The sequence below is a fragment of the Bacillus cihuensis genome, from assembly GCF_000504145.1.
Classification (GTDB): Bacteria; Bacillota; Bacilli; order Bacillales; family DSM-1321; genus Peribacillus; species Peribacillus huizhouensis.
In genome coordinates this window covers 918,714-938,561 of sequence record NZ_KI632495.1, presented here as the reverse complement: position 1 = coordinate 938,561, position 19,848 = coordinate 918,714, and the positions used below count along the sequence as shown (strand labels likewise).

Annotated in this window: 17 protein-coding genes; 14 read left to right on the top strand and 3 right to left on the bottom strand. The window is 36.7% G+C overall.

What is annotated here, in order from left to right:
* The first annotated feature begins 58 nt into the window (after window positions 1–58).
* From V179_RS0110385 to V179_RS0110355, 7 genes are all read left to right on the top strand, one after another.
* Complete coding sequence (locus V179_RS0110385) at window positions 59–1,240, top strand: CapA family protein (RefSeq protein WP_152534722.1); 1,182 nt, start codon at window positions 59–61, stop codon at window positions 1,238–1,240.
* Between the two features lie 337 nt (window positions 1,241–1,577).
* Window positions 1,578–2,450 (top strand): CvfB family protein, encoded by an 873-nt coding sequence (locus tag V179_RS0110380; protein ID WP_028391380.1) that lies wholly within the window; start codon window positions 1,578–1,580, stop codon window positions 2,448–2,450.
* A gap of 632 nt (window positions 2,451–3,082) precedes the next feature.
* Entirely contained in the window at window positions 3,083–3,880 is a 798-nt protein-coding gene (locus V179_RS0110375; RefSeq protein ID WP_028391379.1) for a LysM peptidoglycan-binding and 3D domain-containing protein, read from the top strand.
* Window positions 3,881–4,224: 344 nt separating this feature from the next.
* Window positions 4,225–6,372, top strand: a complete 2,148-nt coding sequence (gene recQ, locus V179_RS0110370; RefSeq protein ID WP_051404924.1) for a DNA helicase RecQ — start codon at window positions 4,225–4,227, stop codon at window positions 6,370–6,372.
* A gap of 179 nt (window positions 6,373–6,551) precedes the next feature.
* Window positions 6,552–6,830 (top strand): hypothetical protein, encoded by a 279-nt coding sequence (locus tag V179_RS0110365; RefSeq protein ID WP_028391377.1) that lies wholly within the window; start codon window positions 6,552–6,554, stop codon window positions 6,828–6,830.
* Between the two features lie 204 nt (window positions 6,831–7,034).
* The gene (locus V179_RS0110360; RefSeq protein WP_028391376.1) at window positions 7,035–7,241 is read left to right on the top strand and encodes a cold-inducible protein YdjO-related protein; all 207 of its coding nucleotides are present in this window, start codon (window positions 7,035–7,037) and stop codon (window positions 7,239–7,241) included.
* Between the two features lie 851 nt (window positions 7,242–8,092).
* Window positions 8,093–8,287: a cold-inducible protein YdjO-related protein gene (locus tag V179_RS0110355; RefSeq protein ID WP_051404923.1), complete on the top strand. Its 195-nt coding sequence runs from the start codon at window positions 8,093–8,095 to the stop codon at window positions 8,285–8,287.
* Window positions 8,288–8,619: 332 nt separating this feature from the next.
* Here V179_RS0110355 and V179_RS0110350 read toward each other — a convergent pair whose 3' ends face one another.
* Window positions 8,620–9,492 (bottom strand): YitT family protein, encoded by an 873-nt coding sequence (locus V179_RS0110350; RefSeq protein WP_034301526.1) that lies wholly within the window; start codon window positions 9,490–9,492, stop codon window positions 8,620–8,622.
* Between the two features lie 767 nt (window positions 9,493–10,259).
* Here V179_RS0110350 and V179_RS0110345 point away from each other — a divergent pair.
* The 6 genes from V179_RS0110345 to V179_RS0110320 all read left to right on the top strand — a co-directional run bounded on the left by V179_RS0110345 (window position 10,260) and on the right by V179_RS0110320 (window position 15,822).
* Window positions 10,260–12,035 (top strand): ATP-binding protein, encoded by a 1,776-nt coding sequence (locus tag V179_RS0110345; RefSeq protein ID WP_028391373.1) that lies wholly within the window; start codon window positions 10,260–10,262, stop codon window positions 12,033–12,035.
* A 243-nt stretch (window positions 12,036–12,278) separates the two neighbouring features.
* Entirely contained in the window at window positions 12,279–13,082 is an 804-nt protein-coding gene (locus tag V179_RS0110340; protein WP_051404921.1) for a GDSL-type esterase/lipase family protein, read from the top strand.
* A complete protein-coding gene (locus V179_RS0110335; RefSeq protein ID WP_028391371.1) occupies window positions 13,079–13,996 on the top strand; it encodes an ABC transporter ATP-binding protein in 918 nt (305 codons plus the stop codon). Before V179_RS0110340 ends, V179_RS0110335 begins: the two co-directional genes overlap by 4 nt.
* Window positions 13,989–14,969, top strand: coding sequence for an ABC transporter permease (locus V179_RS0110330; protein WP_028391370.1), 981 nt, complete (start codon window positions 13,989–13,991; stop codon window positions 14,967–14,969). The genes V179_RS0110335 and V179_RS0110330 overlap by 8 nt, the downstream gene beginning before the upstream one ends.
* Window positions 14,970–15,201: 232 nt before the next feature.
* Window positions 15,202–15,381, top strand: a complete 180-nt coding sequence (locus V179_RS0110325; protein WP_084552413.1) for a YozQ family protein — start codon at window positions 15,202–15,204, stop codon at window positions 15,379–15,381.
* A 12-nt stretch (window positions 15,382–15,393) separates the two neighbouring features.
* Window positions 15,394–15,822 (top strand): CBS domain-containing protein, encoded by a 429-nt coding sequence (locus V179_RS0110320; RefSeq protein WP_028391368.1) that lies wholly within the window; start codon window positions 15,394–15,396, stop codon window positions 15,820–15,822.
* Window positions 15,823–16,207: 385 nt separating this feature from the next.
* Here the strand turns inward: V179_RS0110320 and V179_RS0110315 are convergent, their stop codons facing one another.
* Together V179_RS0110315 and V179_RS0110310 are read right to left on the bottom strand one after the other, a co-directional pair.
* On the bottom strand, window positions 16,208–18,199 hold the full coding sequence (locus tag V179_RS0110315) for a S9 family peptidase (RefSeq protein WP_028391367.1): 1,992 nt from the start codon (window positions 18,197–18,199) through the stop codon (window positions 16,208–16,210).
* Window positions 18,200–18,403: 204 nt separating this feature from the next.
* Entirely contained in the window at window positions 18,404–18,718 is a 315-nt protein-coding gene (locus V179_RS0110310; RefSeq protein WP_051404920.1) for a DUF2680 domain-containing protein, read from the bottom strand.
* A 434-nt stretch (window positions 18,719–19,152) separates the two neighbouring features.
* Between V179_RS0110310 and V179_RS31700 the strand changes: the two genes are divergently transcribed.
* Window positions 19,153–19,848 (top strand): hypothetical protein (locus V179_RS31700; protein ID WP_235179021.1); only part of this gene is annotated, 696 nt, incomplete at its 3' end.

Sequence of the window (19,848 nt, the reverse complement as noted above, 5' to 3'; positions counted from 1 at the left end):
TTACCAGTTTTGGTATAATAGATAGATAAAGTCTATAAAATAGGAACGGAGAAGGTATATGGGTAGAATAACTCGTAGAACAAGGAAACTGCTTATTCAAACGACATTATTAGTATCTGTCTGTCTATTTATAAGTGTTGCATTCTATCTTTTTCAGCTGCAATCGATGGAAAAACAGGTTGTACCGGCTTTTTCTGCAAAAGAAAACCAGGTTACGAAAGTTGCTGTTAAGAAAGTTCCAGAATCCTCTTTTCTAGAAAAAGAACCGGACGTACATAAGCGCGAGCAATCGGAAATGCATAAACCAATCACAGTAACGTTTACCGGAGATGTTTTATTAGATCGAAGTGTAGGGGAATTAATAGATGTATATGGAGTAGATTACCCATTTAAACAAGTTGGCGAATCGCTCCGGAACTCTGATATTACGGCAATTAATCTTGAAACATCTGTCTCAACACGCGGTATCCCAGCTGATAAGCAGTTTACCTTTCGATCGGATCCAAAGACATTGCAAGGAGTAGTCAACTCAGGTGTTGATGTCGTTTCCTTGGCAAATAATCATACACTAGATTATGGAATAGACGCATTACGTGATACATTTGATCATTTAAAATCGTACAATATTGCCTATACAGGTGCAGGGAATAACGAAGAGGAGGCTTTTTCTGCCTATTATAAGGAAGTGAATGGTAAGAAAATTGCAATTATAGGGATAAGTAGGGTTCTGCCTGAGGTCTCCTGGGCAGCAAAAGGGGATCAACCTGGCATTGCAAGTGGCTATCAAAATGAACCGATGATGTCCTATGTAAAGAAAGCAGCTGAGCAGTCGGATTATCTGATGGTGATGATTCATTGGAATAGAGAAAGGCAAGATTACCCGGAAAGCTATGCTCGAGAAATGGGGAAAGCATTCATTGATGCAGGTGCTTCTGCCGTTATTGGTTCCCACAGCCATTCATTGATGGGGATTGAAGAGTACAAAGGGTGTCCAATATATTATAGTCTTGGTAATTTCATCTTCACAGAATCTGCTTCAAAAAAAGGTTCAGAAACGATGATTGTCCAAGTTACCTTGGATAATGGAGAAATTTCTTCTTCGCTCAAGCCTGCGAAAATTGTCAAAGGACAACCTCAATTCATGGACGAAAACTTTAACCAAGCGATTATATCAAAGCTTAATCAGCTTTCTTATAATATTAAGATAGATGAAAAAGGAGCCGTGAGTTACTTGCAGTAATTCCGTCTTTTTTCTGTGGAAAAGGAGCGGGGCTTCGCAAAATTAGTCCCGCACCGCCACCTTCATATGGTAATGCAAATTGAGGACCTGAACCTTTTTCATCGTTGGGCTTTAGATCAAATGCCCAAGGATGTTTTTTTAATTTAACATATACAATTCTTTCGAAAAATGATAGATTCAAATATGGCAAACAGAATAGATGCATAGCTACTTATGCTGTATACGGTCATTCGAATTTAGTGGACGACATTAATTATTCTTTTTTACATACGCTAAATAATAAAAACGGGTACAATATTAGAAGTACATGTAGTGATATGCTTCAGGAGGTATAAAGATGAGTAAAATACAGGCTGGAATAGCCATCAAATTAGAAGTAGAACGAGAAGCTGAGTATGGTTATTTTATGGGTGATGGGATGGATAGTATACTTCTCCCTAACAGTGAAATCCAATCTGATTCACAAATTTCAATTGGTGATAAAGTAAAAGTGTTTGTATATCTAGATAAAACGGGGCGCTTGACCGCCACAATGAAAATCCCTGAAGTACGCTTTGATTCCTATGGCTGGGCTGAGGTTGTCAGCGTAAAAAAAGAAATGGGCGTATTTGTAAATATCGGTATTAGTAAAGATATTTTGGTTTCAGTTGATGATCTACCGAATTTACGTCATTTATGGCCAAAAGTGGGAGATGCCTTGTATATTTCTTTAAAAACCGACAAACATGAAAGATTATTAGGAAAACTTGCGACAGAAGATGTGATGCAGGAAACATCAGTTGAAGCCCCGCTAAAAGGAATTCGTAACGCTTCGGTTAAAGGAAACGTATACCGTTTATTATTGGTTGGCTCATTTTTCATCTCACAAGAAGGGTATCGTTGCTTTATCCATGAAACGGAACGAGTAGAAGAACCTCGTCTAGGTGAGCATGTGGAAGGGCGAGTTATTGATCGGAAAGAGGATGGGACGTTAAATGTATCCCTTTTACCTTTCAAACAAGATAAAATGGAAGAAGACGCAGCTGTTATTTATAAATATTTATTAAATCGTGGTGGAGCAATGCCATATGGTGATAAAACATTGCCGGAAGATGTAAAATTCCATTTTGGCTTAAGCAAAGGTGCTTTCAAACGCGCACTTGGGAAACTAATGAAAGAAGATAAAGTCTATCAAGAAGATGGCTGGACCTATTCTTCAAATCGAAAATAAAGCTGAGGGTTGATGAAGTTTTTCACTTTAATATTGTGAAATCTGTTCATCATCCTTTTTTTTGTTATAGGCTTTGTTAAACGTCGTTGTTAATTTTGGCACTATGTTGTTTTGAGCGGATGGTGTGAGACTCCTGCTTAGAAAAGCGAGTCAAAGTGAAGACCCCGCAGGCGTACAGCCCCAAGTAAGCTTACGGATCGCCCGCGAAAAGCGAACACTTAAGAAGAAATCAATAGGCAAGTTTAACAGAGCCTTGTTGTAAAGGAATAGATGCTAAATTATTTTTTAACCAAGCAATAACAGGAAGTCAAGACTCCCACTGAATAAAGTTTCACTTTATGTAGATAACATAATTTTTTAATCTAAATTATTAGTATGCAATCTACCTCTTGACGTCAAATACCAAGCTATTTATGTGGCGAGAGCATTGTACTATTAATGTTTTGCTCGTTTTTACTTGAGCATTTATTCACACGGGAATTGTTTGACTATTCAGTTTACTCGTTATCTCTTTGTCATCCCGCTGTTATGTTTGTTACTAGATCTTCATCTGCTTGTTCTTTGCAGGGGGAGATTCTGTGTTAACATGAATATTGTTAGCTTGAACAAGCGAACAGGGAGGTAACTATTATATGAAAAAATCAGTCTTATCATTAGCTGCGGTTGCAGTATTGTCCATTAGTCTAGGGTCACAAGCAAATGCGCAGGATGTGAAAGTGAAAGATGGAGATACATTATGGGGACTTTCTCAAACACATCAAGTATCTGTAGAAGACATTATGACATGGAACGGTTTGGAAACGGCTCGAATTCATAAGGGCGATATACTAAAGGTTTCGAATGAAAAATATTATACGATTAAATCTGGTGATACATTATGGAATATAGCGAAAACAAACGGAGTAACAGTCAATGATATTAAAGAGTGGAACGGTATTGAAAGTGATTTAATTTATCCAGACAATCAGATTGTTATTTTGGATAGTATAAGTCAGGCGCCAGTTCAATCTGAAGCCATTCAACAACCAAGAACCGCTGAAGTTCCAGAGGCACAGCCGAAAAAGCAATCAGCATCAACGGCAGCAACAAAACCAGTCGTTAAACAAGCTGCAAAAACGGATGCTAATACTGAAAGTATTGAAAAGGAAATAACTGTTACTGCAACAGCATATACGGCAAGTTGCAATGGTTGTAGCGGAATTACAGCGACTGGAATTAATCTGAAAAACAATCCAGATACAAAGGTAATATCAGTTGATCCATCTGTCATTCCATTAGGTTCAAAAGTCTATGTTGAAGGATATGGATATGCAGTAGCCGGAGACACGGGCGGCGCGATTAAAGGAAATAAAATTGATGTCTTCGTACCTGATTTGCAAGATGCAAAAAATTGGGGCAGAAAAAATGTGAAAGTTAAAGTTTTAAACTAAACGCTTTACATAAACGGAAGGTGTCTTGTAGGGTCAGACCTCGCATTCTAAATCAGTAGGTAGAGTATCAAACATTTACCTTATACTGAATTTAGTTGATGCGAGGTCTGACCCTTCTTTTGCAACACCTTTTTTTATTTTGTTTAGCGTACTATATTTATTTTTTACGTTAATTTAACTAGAGATTGTACGCATTGTCCGACCTTTTGTAATAAAAGGTTTTATGTTGTTATTCATATATTGATTTTTGCTCATTGAGCGATTCAAGTTTCTAATATAATTCAATTTGTCTTCATATCGTTCTTTACGTATAATGAAAGTGCTTGTACAATTTTTGAAAATGAATGGAAAGGGTGAACGTGTTGAAAAGTGAGCATCAACAGTTGCTTCAAACTTATTTCGGATATGATTCATTCCGATCTGGTCAGGAAGAAATTATCGAATCGGTTCTAGCGGGATACCATACTGCTGGAATTATGCCGACTGGCGGAGGGAAATCAATTTGTTATCAAATCCCAGCACTAATTTTTTCCGGAATTACGCTAGTCATTTCCCCTCTCATCTCTTTGATGAAGGATCAGGTGGATGCTTTACATCAAAATGGCATTTCAGCTACGTTTCTTAATAGTTCCCTTAGTGCTAATGAAGCGGCAGAACGATTGGTTGGGATCAAAGCCGGAATATATAAACTCGTATACATTGCTCCGGAAAGATTGGAACTTCCTCATTTTTTGCATCAATTAAGTGAGCTGGACATTTCATTTGTTGCCATTGACGAGGCGCACTGTATATCACAATGGGGGCATGATTTCCGTCCGAGTTATTTGAAAATCAAAACACTCCTACAAGAAATTCCGCAGAATCCGGTTGTCCTCGCCCTAACAGCTACTGCTACACCAATCGTCAAGGAAGATATTTGCCGAACTCTAGATATCAAATTAGATCATCAATTTTCCACTGGTTTTGCCCGAAATAATTTAACATTTTCCGTTTTGAAGGATGAAAATAGAGCGCAATTTTTAATGAGATATTTGGAAAAAAATCAGAGTGAGTCTGGAATTATATATGCATCAACAAGAAAAGACGTAGACCGGATTTCGCAAAAACTTACGAATTCAGGGATTAAAGCAGGTAGATACCATGCTGGGATGAATGAGGAGGAACGTACTCGTCAACAAGAGGGTTTTTTAAAAGATGATATAACGGTTATGGTGGCTACTTCTGCCTTTGGGATGGGAATTGATAAATCGAATGTGCGGTTTGTCTTACATTATCAAACACCAAAAAATATGGAAAGTTATTATCAAGAAGCGGGCCGTGCCGGTCGAGATGGTCTTGACAGTGAATGTGTCTTACTTTATTCGCCGCAGGATTTACATATTCAACGGTTTTTCATTGATCAATCGCAAGGCACAGATGAATGGAAGGATCAGGAATTACAGAAGTTGAATCAAATGAAAGATTATTGTTTCACAGAAGGATGTCTACAAGCCTTCATTCTTCGCTATTTCGGAGAAGAGAATCCTGAAGATTGTGGGCACTGTGAGAATTGTAAAGACAATCGTGTTGAAATGGATGTTACGACAGAATCACAAATGGTTTTGTCCTGCATGATTCGTATGGGTGAACGTTTTGGAAAAACATTAATTAGTCAGGTGTTAACAGGTTCTAAGGTGAAGAAAATAGAAGAATTTGGTTTCCAGAAGTTAACGACTTATGGCATTCTTTCAGCAAAATCAGCTAAGCATGTCGCTGATTTTATCGACTATTTAACTGCCCAGCAATTCATTGAAATAACCGGCGGCCAATATCCAGTGCTAAAAGTGAGTGACACGGGCAAAGAAGTTTTACTTGGAAAGCGTAAGGTTATGAAAAAAGAATTGAAGCAGGTACAAACTATTACAACAGTAGATAGCGGTTTGTTCGAAATGCTCCGCCAAACTCGAAAGGAAATTGCTCAGAATGAAAAGGTTCCGCCTTTTATAATATTTTCCGATGCGACATTAAAAGACATGGCCGCTAAATTGCCGGTAACTGTTTCACAAATGCTAACGGTTAAAGGTGTTGGGGAGCAGAAGCAAGATCGTTACGGTGATCGATTCCTTCAAACAATTGCTAAATATCTAGAAGATAACCCGGAAGCTGAATTGGAGAAACCAATTGTGATGGAAGGTAAGAAACAAACAAAAAAAGAAGCTACATATTTGGAAACTTACCGTTTGTACAAAGAAGGAAACAGCACTGGTGAAATTGCAAGTATACGTGGTTTAAGTAAAATAACGATTGAAAATCATCTTGTTACATGCGCGGAAGAGGGTTTAAATATAGAGTGGGACATGTTTCTTCCTAAGGAGAAACTGGAGTTGATCTATCAAGCTATTGAAAGCATAGGTACGGATAAACTAAAGCCGATTAAAGAAAATTTACCAGAAGATATATCTTATTTCATGATAAAATTAGCTTTATTGAAAATGGGACAAACGAATGCATAATTTGGATAAATAAATTCAATTTTTATGAGTATACTAATTTAAGAAGTTGGTAACCTATTTCTTTACTTATATTATATGGTCATCAAAAAAAGAGCATTAGACATCTAAAATGATAATTTTTAATCGTGGCTACGTAAAATGAATGTAGTTGTATAAAAATTGATTTTTGGAGGGGCCAGATGGAAGAGAATCGTGATACACCAATTCAACAACAGAAGAATATCCCAAGTAATACGAATGTAATTTCAGTAAAAAGTTGGTTGGGCACTTTAGCATTGTTAATCATACCGTTCGTTAACATTATCTTATTGTTTGTTTGGGCATTCGGCGGTGACGCCAATTTGAACAAGAGGAATTTTGCTAAGGCACAATTGATACTAATGGCTATTTTTATCGGCATTTACCTTATTGTTTTACTGTTTTTTTTAGTACTGTTTGGAATTACTGCGAATACTTAATAACCAAAATTAGTTAAGACGTTGATTATTGAACTAAATCATTTAATGATCATCTTGTCTATTATTTCCATTGAATTAGAGTGAGGATGTAAGCTACTTTTAACGATGTTTTAGGGTGTTGATGAATTAGTTACATCCACCTGTTTTTTTGATAAATAAATCCTGGTATTTATGAGTATACTATCCATAAAGGAGGTTACTCTTATGTACTTTGGTAAAAAGAATGCAGAGGAACCCGTTGTAGAAATGGTCGATACAGTCGTCTATTCATGTGAATCGGACGCTTGTAATGGCTGGATGAGAAAAGATTTTGCAAGTGCAGAAAATACTTGTCCAATGTGTGGGAGCAATTTAGTTGAAGAAATAAGGGAATTACCGAAAATTACAAACGAGTATAATGCTTATCGTTAAGTCGTAAAGGGATTGCCTATAAAGTAATCCCTTTCTTCATGGGAAAAGACATTGACAAGTTTATTAAACGATGATATAGTATATTTCTTATGTGTTTTTCTTATGAATCACACAGAGGGTAATTTTAAATAGAACATTTTTATTAAAGCATGGTAAAACAGTGATGTTTTAGCAGCATAGAAGTACGACAACGTGTATGTAATGAAGCCTAATGGCTTATTAGTAAAGAAACCCATTTGTATTTTCCTCACAAGTTTTTTTATTCTTCAAGTAAACACACTTCTATTCTTTCTTTCCATTGGATAATGAACCCTTGTGTCTAGGGATTTCCTACAGTTACCTTTAATAAACATGTACTTACAGTCAAATCTGATTCTCGCTGGCGCGGTCTAGGAACCGTAGTGATGGGAGAGAGGTAGGGCTTTCATTGTTTTAGGTTTGGATCAGAAATTACTCTCATGCTTTACGAAACACATTGAAAAATCTGTCATCATTGTGTTTATCTTAATAGGGTCTTGCATAAGGGACAGCCCTTGCGCTCTGTATCAGTATCTAGTGTTTCATACACTTATCTTATACTGTTTTGGTTGCGGGGTATGTCCCTTTGCATTGAGTCAGCTTCTTTTTTATATTGTAAAATTATTTCGCTTCTACAGATCATTTTCCCTTCTAGATGTAAGTCCTAAAAAAGGATAGAAGGTAGATAGGAGAGAGCATAATGTAACGATAGTTTTCCTTTTGCAAAGCGCTTATGTTGTTCTTATGGTATAATGAAATAGAACGACCATTAATGGTTAACAAATTTTGGGGGAATCCGCACCGAACCATTTTAATCAGAGGAGTGAGCTATTTTGTATAGACGTAATAATACAGAAGAAGTGGAACCGGTAGAAACAAAGATTTGGGATTGTGTATCTCCGACTTGTAAGGGATGGGTTCGAGCGAATTTTACCATGAGTGAACAGCCTAGCTGTCCTTTATGCAGTAGTGATATGGTTGCTACGACAAAGATGCTCCAAGCGATTGATAATCCAGGATTTAAATAAGAACAACAAGCGAACTACACATCTAATGTGTATTATTTTTATTCAATCAACTTCATGACTGCAATTATTAACATTCTTTTATGAAAAAGAACTACCCATTAGAAGGTTATTTTTAACCTCACTGATGGCTAGTTCTTTTTGTATGAAGGCCATAGGTAAGGGTCTTCGAGGCTTACAAATGAGCCTACTACTTAGCAAGTATACGAACTTCACCTTAGAAAGCATCTAAATTTCCAGCTCTGCACCGCCACTATTGTGATTTGGCGAGTGTAGCTTACTACATTGTAGATACTTCATAGTAAATGGTGTGTTATAACGACATTTCTGTTTTGTTAGTGTATGTCTTTCTTTTTAAAGCGTCCCCCGCGCACTTCTGCAATATCTCCTACCGCTAAGAATGCAGATGAGTCATAGTCCTTTACAATTTCCTTAAGCTTAGCTTCTTCAAGGCGGTTGATTACACAGAAAATGACTCTCTTGTCATCTCCAGAAAAAGCTCCTTCTCCACTTAAGTACGTTACACCACGCCCTAGTCGGTTTAAAATGGCATCACCAATTTCGCGAAATTCATCACTAATGATCCAAACAAATTTTGATTCATCCAATCCAGCAATGACGATATCCATTGTTTTAAAGGCTACATAATATGCAAGGACGGAATACATTGCCCGGTCCCATGTATAGACAAAACCAGCACAAGCAAAGATGAATAAGTTGAAAAACATGATCATTTCCCCAACTGAAAAAGGGAGCTTCTTGCTGGCAAGTATCGCTAATATTTCTGTACCGTCTAGAGAACCGCCATATCGAATAACGATTCCGACGCCGATGCCGACAATAATTCCGCCAAAGATCGAGGCAAGTAAAATATCTTGTGTAAACGCTGGAACATGATGGAGAAATATGGATGTGATAGAAAGTACGACAATGCCGTAAAGTGTAGAGAATGCAAATGTTTTACCAATCTGTTTATAGCCTAAGAAGAAAAACGGAAGGTTTAGAACGAAGAGAAATACTCCTAATTTCCAGTCTGATAGAAAAGAAAGCATAATTGAGATCCCTGTTATTCCTCCGTCGATAACATTATTAGGAACAAGGAATACTTCCAAACCAGTACTCATTAATATTGCTCCGATTGTAATTAATATTCCCCTTTGAAGAACTTGCCTCGGAGTGAGCTTTTTATGCTTCGTTTTCTTAATCATTGTTTCAACTGTCACTAAATCTGTTTCGTTTGACATAGAGACCCCTCTCTTTCTGTCTAAATACGTACTTGACATAAATAGTATAGTCTTCATTAATTATTATACAGTCTACTTAATCATAAAAATATTATTATTCATTAAATTTTCAAAAAAAACAGTTTATATTTCTTTAACGGGTAGTAAGACCTCTACTGATTGAAGTTTCACTATAAAAACCTAATGGGATTTAAGTAACATTTTTGGAGCTGAACATCATTATTTATAAATAGTAAGATAAAACTGTTATGACGAACGAAGATACAAAAGGAAGATTTATCTTGTCTAGCTATTGGATCTAATAATTGCAAAAGATTTTACGGCATTTATTTATAGATAAAAATTGTATGAAGTCTATCCATTATTCATATATTGACATGAAAAGTTAAGAAATGTCTTTTCTGTATGAGTTGATTACTATACACTGATAATTAAGTGAAACTTTCATAAGGGGGAGGGGTCTCACACTTTTTTATTGTTAGTCCCGTTCTAGTGTCGCTAATAGCTTCGCGCAGTAAAGATAAAGAGACACTACGAGCTCGATTTCAGCTAATCCTCTGCGTAAGTTTCGGTAAGTTTCACTGTATCTGACCTATCGAATCTTTATGGGCAGTTGACCCCTAACTAATGTAATTTTGCATGTTCAGAATCTTGAGATGGGTTCTTGCTCCCTGTTAAGTGAGATAAATACATAACTAAGATTACTTTTTCTAGATAAGGAAGTGCATGGATTGGAGCAATATTTAGTATCATCAAATCCGATTCTTTTATTAGTCGCATTAATATTGACTTTTATGGCAGCTTATACGAGTTTAGATTTACTAGCATTGCTTAGAAGCTCTGCAAACCACAAAAAGTTTTTGTTATTCGGCGGAAGCTTTTCAATGGGGATTGCGATATGGACGTTTAATTTTTTTGGTATTTTGGCTTTTGAGAAGAACAGCGTAGTTACTTACAATTTATCTGTGATGGTGCTCTCAATCGTTCTTGGAGTGGCACTTGCATCGATGGGATTTCTTGCATTAACGATTAAGAAGCTCTCATTTATTAACATTGTTCATTGCAGCACACTTTTGACCGTCTCCTTATTATCTAACTATATAATTGGCTTATATGCCTTGAATCTTTCAATTAAGATTCATACAGTTTTGTTAATCGTTACTGTAATGATTACTTTAGTTATTTTTGTTATCGCATTTTTGTTATTTTTTTATTCGAATTATCGGCAAAAAGAAACACTCATCTGGTTAAAGCCGACGAGTACATTTATCGTCTCTGCTGCGATTATCCAAGGTCACTTCATGTTAGTGCGTGCACTGCCTGTTAAACAATCGGTTGAAAATGTAAATGAACTGGTCTATGATACTTCCTTTGTACCTTTTCTTGTATTGTTTGTATTTTTATTAATTGTTGGTGGCCTGATTACTTCAAGCTCCATTATTACGAAACGTTTGCAAAATAGTGATAAATATTTACAAGACTATCGATATGCACTGGATCAAGCTTCCATAGTGGCAGTTACGGATTCAAAAGGAAAGATCATTTATGTGAACGAGAATTTTACGGAAATATCGCAGTATACGGAAGAGGAACTACTAGGGAAGAATCATTCAATCGTTAATTCTGGCTATCATTCTAAAGAGTTTTTTCAGGATTTGTGGCATACGATCCTATCAGGAAAGACATGGAAAGGAGAAATATGTAATCAAGCGAAGGATGGAAGCTTGTATTGGGTTTCAACGACAATTGTACCTTTTATTAATAAAAAGGGAAAACCTTACCAGTTTGTCTCCGTCCGAAATGATATTACAGAACGAAAACAATCTGAGCAGTTACTTCATCGTCAGGATAAACTAGCTGCGGTTGGTCAATTAGCTGCAGGTGTTGCTCATGAAATTCGAAATCCGTTAACATCAATCAGAGGTTTTGCAGAATTTCTTCAATTGGATGAGACGGACCCAGAAAGATTGGAATACTTTGATATTGTTTTGGATGAAATAGAACGAGTGAATGCGATTGTAGAAGAGTTTATGGTATTAGCGAAACCGCAAACAGTTCATCTTGAATTGAAAAACATCATCCCGATCGTCCAAGATGTACTTTCTTTAATTGGTTTCGAAGCAAAAAATAAAAATGTACAAGTTCATTTTGAAAATAATAATCAAGAAATTTTAGTGAAATGTGATGAAAATCGTTTGAAGCAAGTGATTTTAAACTTCGCGAAAAACGGAATAGAAGCCATGCCATCTGGAGGAGCCTTGTATGTGAATGTTATGCAGCGAGGTGGCAAAGTAATTATTCGCATTAGAGATACTGGAATAGGAATTCCTGCTGATAAGCTGGCTCACCTAGGAGAGCCATTTTTTACAACGAAAGAAAAGGGGAATGGATTGGGATTGATGGTGAGCTATCAGATTATTGAAGGTCATAAAGGAAAAATTGAAGTAGATAGTGAAGTGAATAAAGGTTCAACATTTATCATAAAGCTTCCCGCTATTACTGTTTAAATTTGAATTTATTTTTCGGAATTTGACTTGAATCGGTGTTCTATTCACCAATCGACTCATTGTCGATGAAGAAATAAATTAAAACAGCCTAATTATTAATAAAGAAAGCTTGGTTTCTATAATAAAAAAGAAACCAAGCTTTTTTGAATGTTTTAGGTAAGTGTAATTATTCTTTAATATTGAACCTTCTGATTTTTAAAAGAACAAAGAGTGTGATTTAATAGAAAGAAAAAGAGAAGGAGTGTGATTGTACTGGGCAAAAAAAGTGTACGTTACATAACGATTATTGCTACGACCTTTTCAATTCTTTGGTTATTAAGTTTTGGGTGGGCCATTCAAAATTATTATGCGGGTGCATCAAACAATGAAATAAAAAAACAGGTCAATCCTAAAACAATAGAAAATAAAGATCAGGCTTTTACAATAGTTGCACTAGGTGATTCTTTAACAAGGGGGACCGGTGATGATTCTGGCAAAGGCTATGTAGGCTATGTAATCGATGATTTGAAACAGCGATTTAATGGTCATGTCATTGTCCATAATTTAGCCATTAATGGGCAAGTATCAAGTCAATTGAAAGAACAAGTTAAACAACAGAATATACAAAGACAGCTTGCTTTTGCAGATACCATTTTCTTATCGATTGGTGCAAATGATTTATTTCAGCAAGGGAGAACATTGGAGAATTTTGATTCAGCTGCTATAAAAATCATTAAACAGAATTTTATTGACAACATGAGAATAATTTTTGCCGATATTCGTAAGGTGAATTCGGATGCACCTATCTTTTTTGTCGGGCTTTATAATCCTTTTTTTGAAGCTGATCATACAGGGGTTACGAGTCCAACTGTACATGACTGGAACCGAACTGCTGAGGATATGAGCTCAAGCGATCCTAGAATTGTCTTTGTACCTACCTTTGACATCTTTCAGTTATTTGTAAATGATTATTTATATAGTGATAAATTCCATCCAAATCAACAGGGGTATCGATTAATAGCGAATAGAATTTCTCCGTTCATTAAATGGGAGGGGGAAGGCAAATGAGTGCTACGACTCTTTCTGTCAGAAATTTAACGAAGACGATAAAAAGACACAAAATCATAAAAGGAATTAGCTTTGATTTAAAGGAGGGAGAGGTTTTTGGCTTTCTAGGACCAAATGGAGCAGGCAAGACTACGACGATTCGGATGCTAGTAGGCCTAATAAGACCGACTTCTGGGACGATTGAAATATGTGGCTATGATGTGAAGAAAAATTTCACCAAAGCGATGGAGAATCTTGGGTGTATTGTTGAAAATCCTGAGTTATATCCTTATTTAAGCGGCAGAGAAAATTTACTTCATTTTGCAAGAATGCTTCCATCGATTGATGCCAAACGAATTGCGGAAGTTGTTGAAATGGTAAAGTTAACAGAACGAATTGATGATAAGGTGAAAACATATTCGCTCGGTATGAGACAAAGGCTTGGCATTGCTCAAGCTTTACTGAATCGACCAAAGGTACTTGTTTTAGACGAACCGACAAACGGACTAGATCCTGCAGGAATTCGCGAAATGAGGGTCTTTATTCGTGAACTTGCCGAAAATGAAGGATTAAGTGTACTTGTATCGAGTCATTTATTAAGTGAAATTCAGTTATTATGCGATCGAGTTGCTATTATTACAAAAGGAAACATCATTACTGTTGATACAGTCGAATCTTTGCTGTCGAGTCAGGAGCAAGCCATTTGGCAACTCGAGCCGTCCGTTAAAGGAAAAGAAATCTTGGAAAGTCTAACTGAAGTAACTACACTAGATGATGGTTGTATCGTAACAGTATATGATTCCTTCCAGATTCCTAAGTGGAATGCTGCTTTGGTTCATGCAGGAGTACAAGTGCTTCAACTAAATAGAAAGACCCCTGTACTGGAGGATTTATTCCTGCAATTGACGGATACAGGAGGTGCCCATATTGAATAAACTAATTGCTAACGAAATGATGAAGCTTGTTGCGAGAAAGCGATTGATAGTAATTGGGGCAATTGTGGGAATCTTAGTGATCTTGTTTACTTTTGCACAGTATAAGGAAGTGCAAACACAGCGGGAAAGGTTAGGGACGGATGATTGGCGCGATTCTCTTCAACAGCAAATTATTGATATGCAAAACAGGCTTGGGTCAAACCGAATATCAGATGACTGGCGTGAACAGATTCAAGTAAGTGTTCAGCAATTGCAATTCTATCTAGATCAAGATATTAACCCAAACGAACCAGGGGCCGTTTCTTTTGTTCGAATGTTCATCGAAAATTCTACTGATTTGTTCATTCCACTGCTAATCATGATTGTAGCAAGCGATCTTGTTTCTTCTGAGCACACTTTAGGTTCGGTAAAATTACTTTTAACAAGGCCTGTAAAACGATGGAGGATATTACTAAGTAAATATATAACTTTACTATTGGCCACATCATTTATTGTTGCAATGACCGGTCTGATATCGTACGTTTTATCAGGGATTGTCTTCGGCTATCATGGTTGGAATGCACCAATAATTACAGGCTTTGTTGTAGAAGGAGGCAATGTAGATACAAGTCGAATTAAATTAATTAGTCAATGGAAGTTTTTGTTGATGGATTTTGGACTTGTTTGGTTTGTAGCTGTTGTAGTTGGAACTTTAACGTTTATGCTCTCTGTATTAATAAGAAGTACAGCTCAAAGTATGGGAGTTATGCTTGCTTCGCTTATATCAGGAGCTATTTTAAACAATATGGTGTCTTCATGGGAATCGGCCAAATATTTGTTTATGGTTAACTTAAAATTGACTAATTATTTAAACGGTATTTCACCACCGATTCAAGGTATGACTTTACTTTCTTCTATGCTAGTTCTCCTCGTCTGGTGGGCTGTAGCGTTAATTCTCTCATTCATTGTTTTTACCCGTCAAGATGTTTATTAAAAGAATACCGATTTAAACCAGCAAGCGAGCTTGTTGGTTTTTTTGGACTGCAAAAAAACTAGATCGATATTCGGTGGCATAATTCATTGTGTGGTGTAAATACTAACCAATAGAAGTGTGAAGCTTGGATGATTATTCTAATAAAAAAATGTTTTCCAAGCCGTTAGTCTTATATTAAAAGGAGTTACAAATCTTATTTTTGGGTAATAAGAATATAGGGAGGGTACACATGATGACAAACGAAAATAAAAAACAATCAGAAATTGCCGGTAGACATTATCAAGTTGAAGATATGGAGAAGAATGATCAAATTTCATCCGGCTTTGCAGAAACCCATGAACAAGTGAGTGACCATTTCTTTTCCGGAACGGTAGATCAGCTGATCAATCATCAAGAAAACAAAACAGAGTAAGGGGGGATTGTTTTGAAATCTATTAGAGAAATCATGACAACTAATGTAGATTACTGTACAACCCTTGACAATGTGTATGAAGCAGCTGTCAAAATGGCTGAAGGGGATGTCGGGGCTATCCCGATTTGCCAGGAAAGTAAATTAGTCGGTGTTCTGACCGATCGAGATATTGCAATCCGTTGCGTTGCTGGGAAGAAACCAGGTTCCACGAAAATTACCGATGTGATGACAAAAGTACCAATTACGATATCACCAGAAACTTCAGTCTCAGAAGCAGAGGATTTGATGGCAGAAAAACAGATTCGTCGTCTATTCGTTGTTGAACAAGATTCTCTCATCGGAGTTGTTTCCTTAGGAGATCTAGCCGTTCATAAAGACACAAATATGGCTGCTGCACATGCACTTACTGAAATATCGGAAAATCAACATATTCAACATTGAAGAATTCAAAGGTAAGGATCAATGTCAAAATAAAAGATTTTTTTCGTAAAGATTGTTTTTTTTAGCTAGAAACCAATTCGAGCAGATGTTGATTGTAGTGGAAGGTGAGAGACTCCTGATTAGAGAAGTGCGTTGAGGGAGATACCGTACGTGCTAAGCACTGAGGTGGCTCCTGAGACCGCCCGCAAATAGTGAGTACCTGTAACGGAATTAGCCCAAGATAGTAGTGTAAATTATTTAAAAGCAGCAAAGTATAATAAAACAGACAAATAAAATAAGAGACTATTAAATGAAAGGGTCAAAGCTGTCATACTCTATACTATTAATATTCGGTATAGAGTATAACGGTTTGATCTTTTTGCACATTCTGATTTTTGCTCTTTTCTTAATTAATATGTTTGGCAAACCAATTGCATATTTGCTCTGTATGCTGCATGCGCAGCCTTGGAGCTCCGCTTCTTGATACTTCATGGGTCTGGTTTGGAAAGACAACAAGTACGGCTTCTTTTTTCTGCCGTTTTAATGCAACGAATAATTGTTCTGCTTGTTCAATTGGACAACGATAATCTTTATCTCCATGCAATAACAACAAAGGTGTTGTAATATTCTTTACATATTTAAGAGGAGAGTGCTCCCACAGTTTTTCAGGGGATTCAATAATGTTGCCGCCTAATTCCCATTCAGTAAAGGAATAGCCAATATCGCTCACACCATAGAAGCTGAGCCAATTTGAAATACAGCGCTGTGTAACAGCTGCTTTAAAACGATCTGTATGCCCAATAATCCAGTTCGTCATAAAACCGCCGTAGCTTCCACCTGTTACACCTAAACGCTGTTTATCAACGAAATCAAACTCTAAAAGAACGTAATCAACTGCGGCCATTAAATCCTCATAATCCATGCCTCCATAATCTCCTCGTACAGAGTTGGCGAATTCTTGCCCATAGCCTGCACTTCCTCGTGGATTTGTGAATAGGATTGAATATCCTTGTGCAACAAGTGTTTGAAACTCATGAACATACGTATTAGCATACATTGCATGTGGTCCGCCATGAATTTCAAGAACCAATGGATATTTTTTACCTAGTTCAAGATTTATTGGTTTCATAATCCAACCATGTATTTCGAGATCATCTTTGGAGGAAAAAGTAATCGATTCAGCTTTAGATAAGGTTTTCTCATTTAGAAATTCATCATTTACAAATGTAATTTGCTCAATTTCGCCATTTGTTAAATTAAAGGAGTATAAGTCTCCAGGATGAGTAGGTGTACTGATCGCTACAATAGCCATATGTGTTTGGGGATCAATAGTTAATCCATAAACATGCTGTTTTTCAAGAAGTGACGGATACATAGCCCCTTCAATAGTTCCGTAATATACACCAGTGTTACCATGGTCACTTATTAAAAAATAAAAACCTTGACTGTCATTTGTCCAAAGGATCCCCGGATTGACCGCTTCAATATGAAAATCGCTTGCTACTACATCACTAACTTCAACATCCCAATCTGCAGTTAGACATGTAAGGGAATTGGTTGCTAGTGTGTATAACCAGATTTTTGATATTGTTGCCCCTTCATATTCACGTTCATGCCCTATTAAGGTTAAATAATTGCCATCAGGCGACCATTTAGGAAGATAAAAAAGCCCATTAGTTGCCGTTATTTTTCTTGATGATCGAGCTTCTAATTGGAAAATAAACACATCGGAAGCGAGGTTATAATCAGCAGCCTCTATGTTATTGCTTACATATGCAAATTCTTTGCTGTTAGGTGCCCATGATGAGGGGATATAGGACTGTTCCCCTGAAGTCAATTGTTCAGCCCTACCGGAGGGTAAATCTAAGAGTATGAGCTGAGAAAATGACTGATCTAAATAGCCGCTTCCGTCTGATTTATATTTAATTCGGTCATATTCAATTGCTTCTCCGCGTTTTTTTACCAGCTCGTTTTCTTTCTCATCTATAGTGTATCCAGCTTTTATACGTGTTGATGTAAGTATTTTACGTGAATCAGGCGCCCATATAGGCGTTGTAGCCCCTTGAGCAAAATCTGTTAGCTGATTTGCTTCGCCACCAGTTGTATTCATTATGTATATTTGATTTTTTCCAGAACGGTTTGATAAAAACGCAAGATGGAGTCCGTCAGGTGACCATCTTGGTGAAAACTGGCGATGAAGTCCGTATGTCCATTGAATAGTTTGTTTCATTATAAAATTATATATAAATATATTTGAAATGTATCTCTCATCTTCCTTATCCACAGAGGTCTCGATATAGGCGACCATACTACCATCAGGCGAAAGCTGAGGATCGGTGACAGATTTTAAGTCAAATAAATCTCCTGCTAAGATACCTTTATTACCCAATATATTCATCCTTTCTTTTTGCACTACGAAACTAATTCTAACAAGCGATTGTTGATTCGACAAATATCAAGGAAACTTTTTCTTAATCGTTTGTTAGTGAAAATATCAATTGTAATGAAGTGGAAAATGAATTAGGACGTCTTGAAGAAAGCCTTGCCGCTTTATTAGAGATAAGACCCTAAAAGTGGCAAGACATAATATGATGCTATTGTATTATTCTGCTGGTTTTTTTTTGTGATGAGGTTGGTATGGTTGAAATTTGTTTTCTTCAATTTTTTGATAATGTCTCTCCATATGTTTAACAATCATTGCCGCTTTTTCTTTAGAAATTACCCCATATTCTACATACTTTTGTACAATTTCTTTTTTCTTTTCCAGTATTTCCTTATGCAAGACTGCAAGTTCTTCTTGCTGTTTCTCGGTAAACACTATTTGTGGTTCTTGTTTATCGGTCTCAGCTAATGCCGTGATTTCAAAGTTAAAGGTTACGAAAGTAATGGTCAAAACAGCAATGAGTAATTTATTCATGATACATTCTCCTTTATGTTTTTTTAAAATGCTAAATAATCCTTTCTATTAAATTTAAGATACTGTTAGTTTTTTGTTAATTGAACCAGATTATGCATGTATATAAAATATTAATAGTTTTATGGGGAAGCTCGTTCATCAAATTGAGAATGTTGGAAAAGAGTATGTTACGTGAATATAGAGGAAGAAGCTTTAATGTGGACAAATCATGGTCAATTACTTGCTGTTTATATTTATGGAATAGTAATTGAGATAGTAACCTCAATGATTCAATTCTTGTTCTCTGATGTAGTATTTATTCGTAGGTAAAATAAACTATAAATAGGAAATTATCATACTTTTATGTAGGTCAACTAACTTTGTAAATATCCACTATTTCATTATAACAAGAAGTCAATTTTTGAATACTTTGTAATACAGAAGGAGGGATGAGTATGAATGCTGAAAGGAAAGAAATAATAAAAAGATTTCTCGAACAAAGGATTACTATAGATAATAATTTATTTAACGAAGGAGCACTTTCGCAACTAATAAATATATTTAAAAGTAAAGCTGAAGCACAAGAGTTAGATGTAGAAGATTCTGTACTTGAAGACGAAATCTTAGACGAGATCTTAAACGAAAGTGGAGATGAAGGACTAGACGATAAAGGGGATGTAGGTACCGAGGATAGTGGAGATGATGGTGCCGACGAAAGCGGAGACGAAAGTGCCGACGAAAGTGCCGACGAAAGCGCTGACGAAAGTGCCGACGAAAGCGGAGACGAAAGTGCCGACGAAAGCGGAGACGAAAGTGCTGACGAAAGCGGAGACGAAAGTGCCGACGAAGGTGCCGACGAAGGTGCCGACGAAAGTGAATACGAAAGTGCCGACGAAAGCGGAGACGAAAGTGCCGACGAAGGTGCCGACGAAAGTGAGTATGAAAGTGCCGACGAAAGTGAAGACGAAAGTGGGGATGAAAGTTTGAACGAGAGCGTGTATGAAAGTGCCGACGAAAGTGAGTATGAAAGTGCCGATGAGAGCGAGTATGAAGGTGCCGAAGAAAGTGTAGATGAAAGCGCCGACGAGGGCGAATATGAAGGTGCCGAAGAAAGTGTAGATGAAAGTGCCGATGAAAGCGCTGACGAGGGC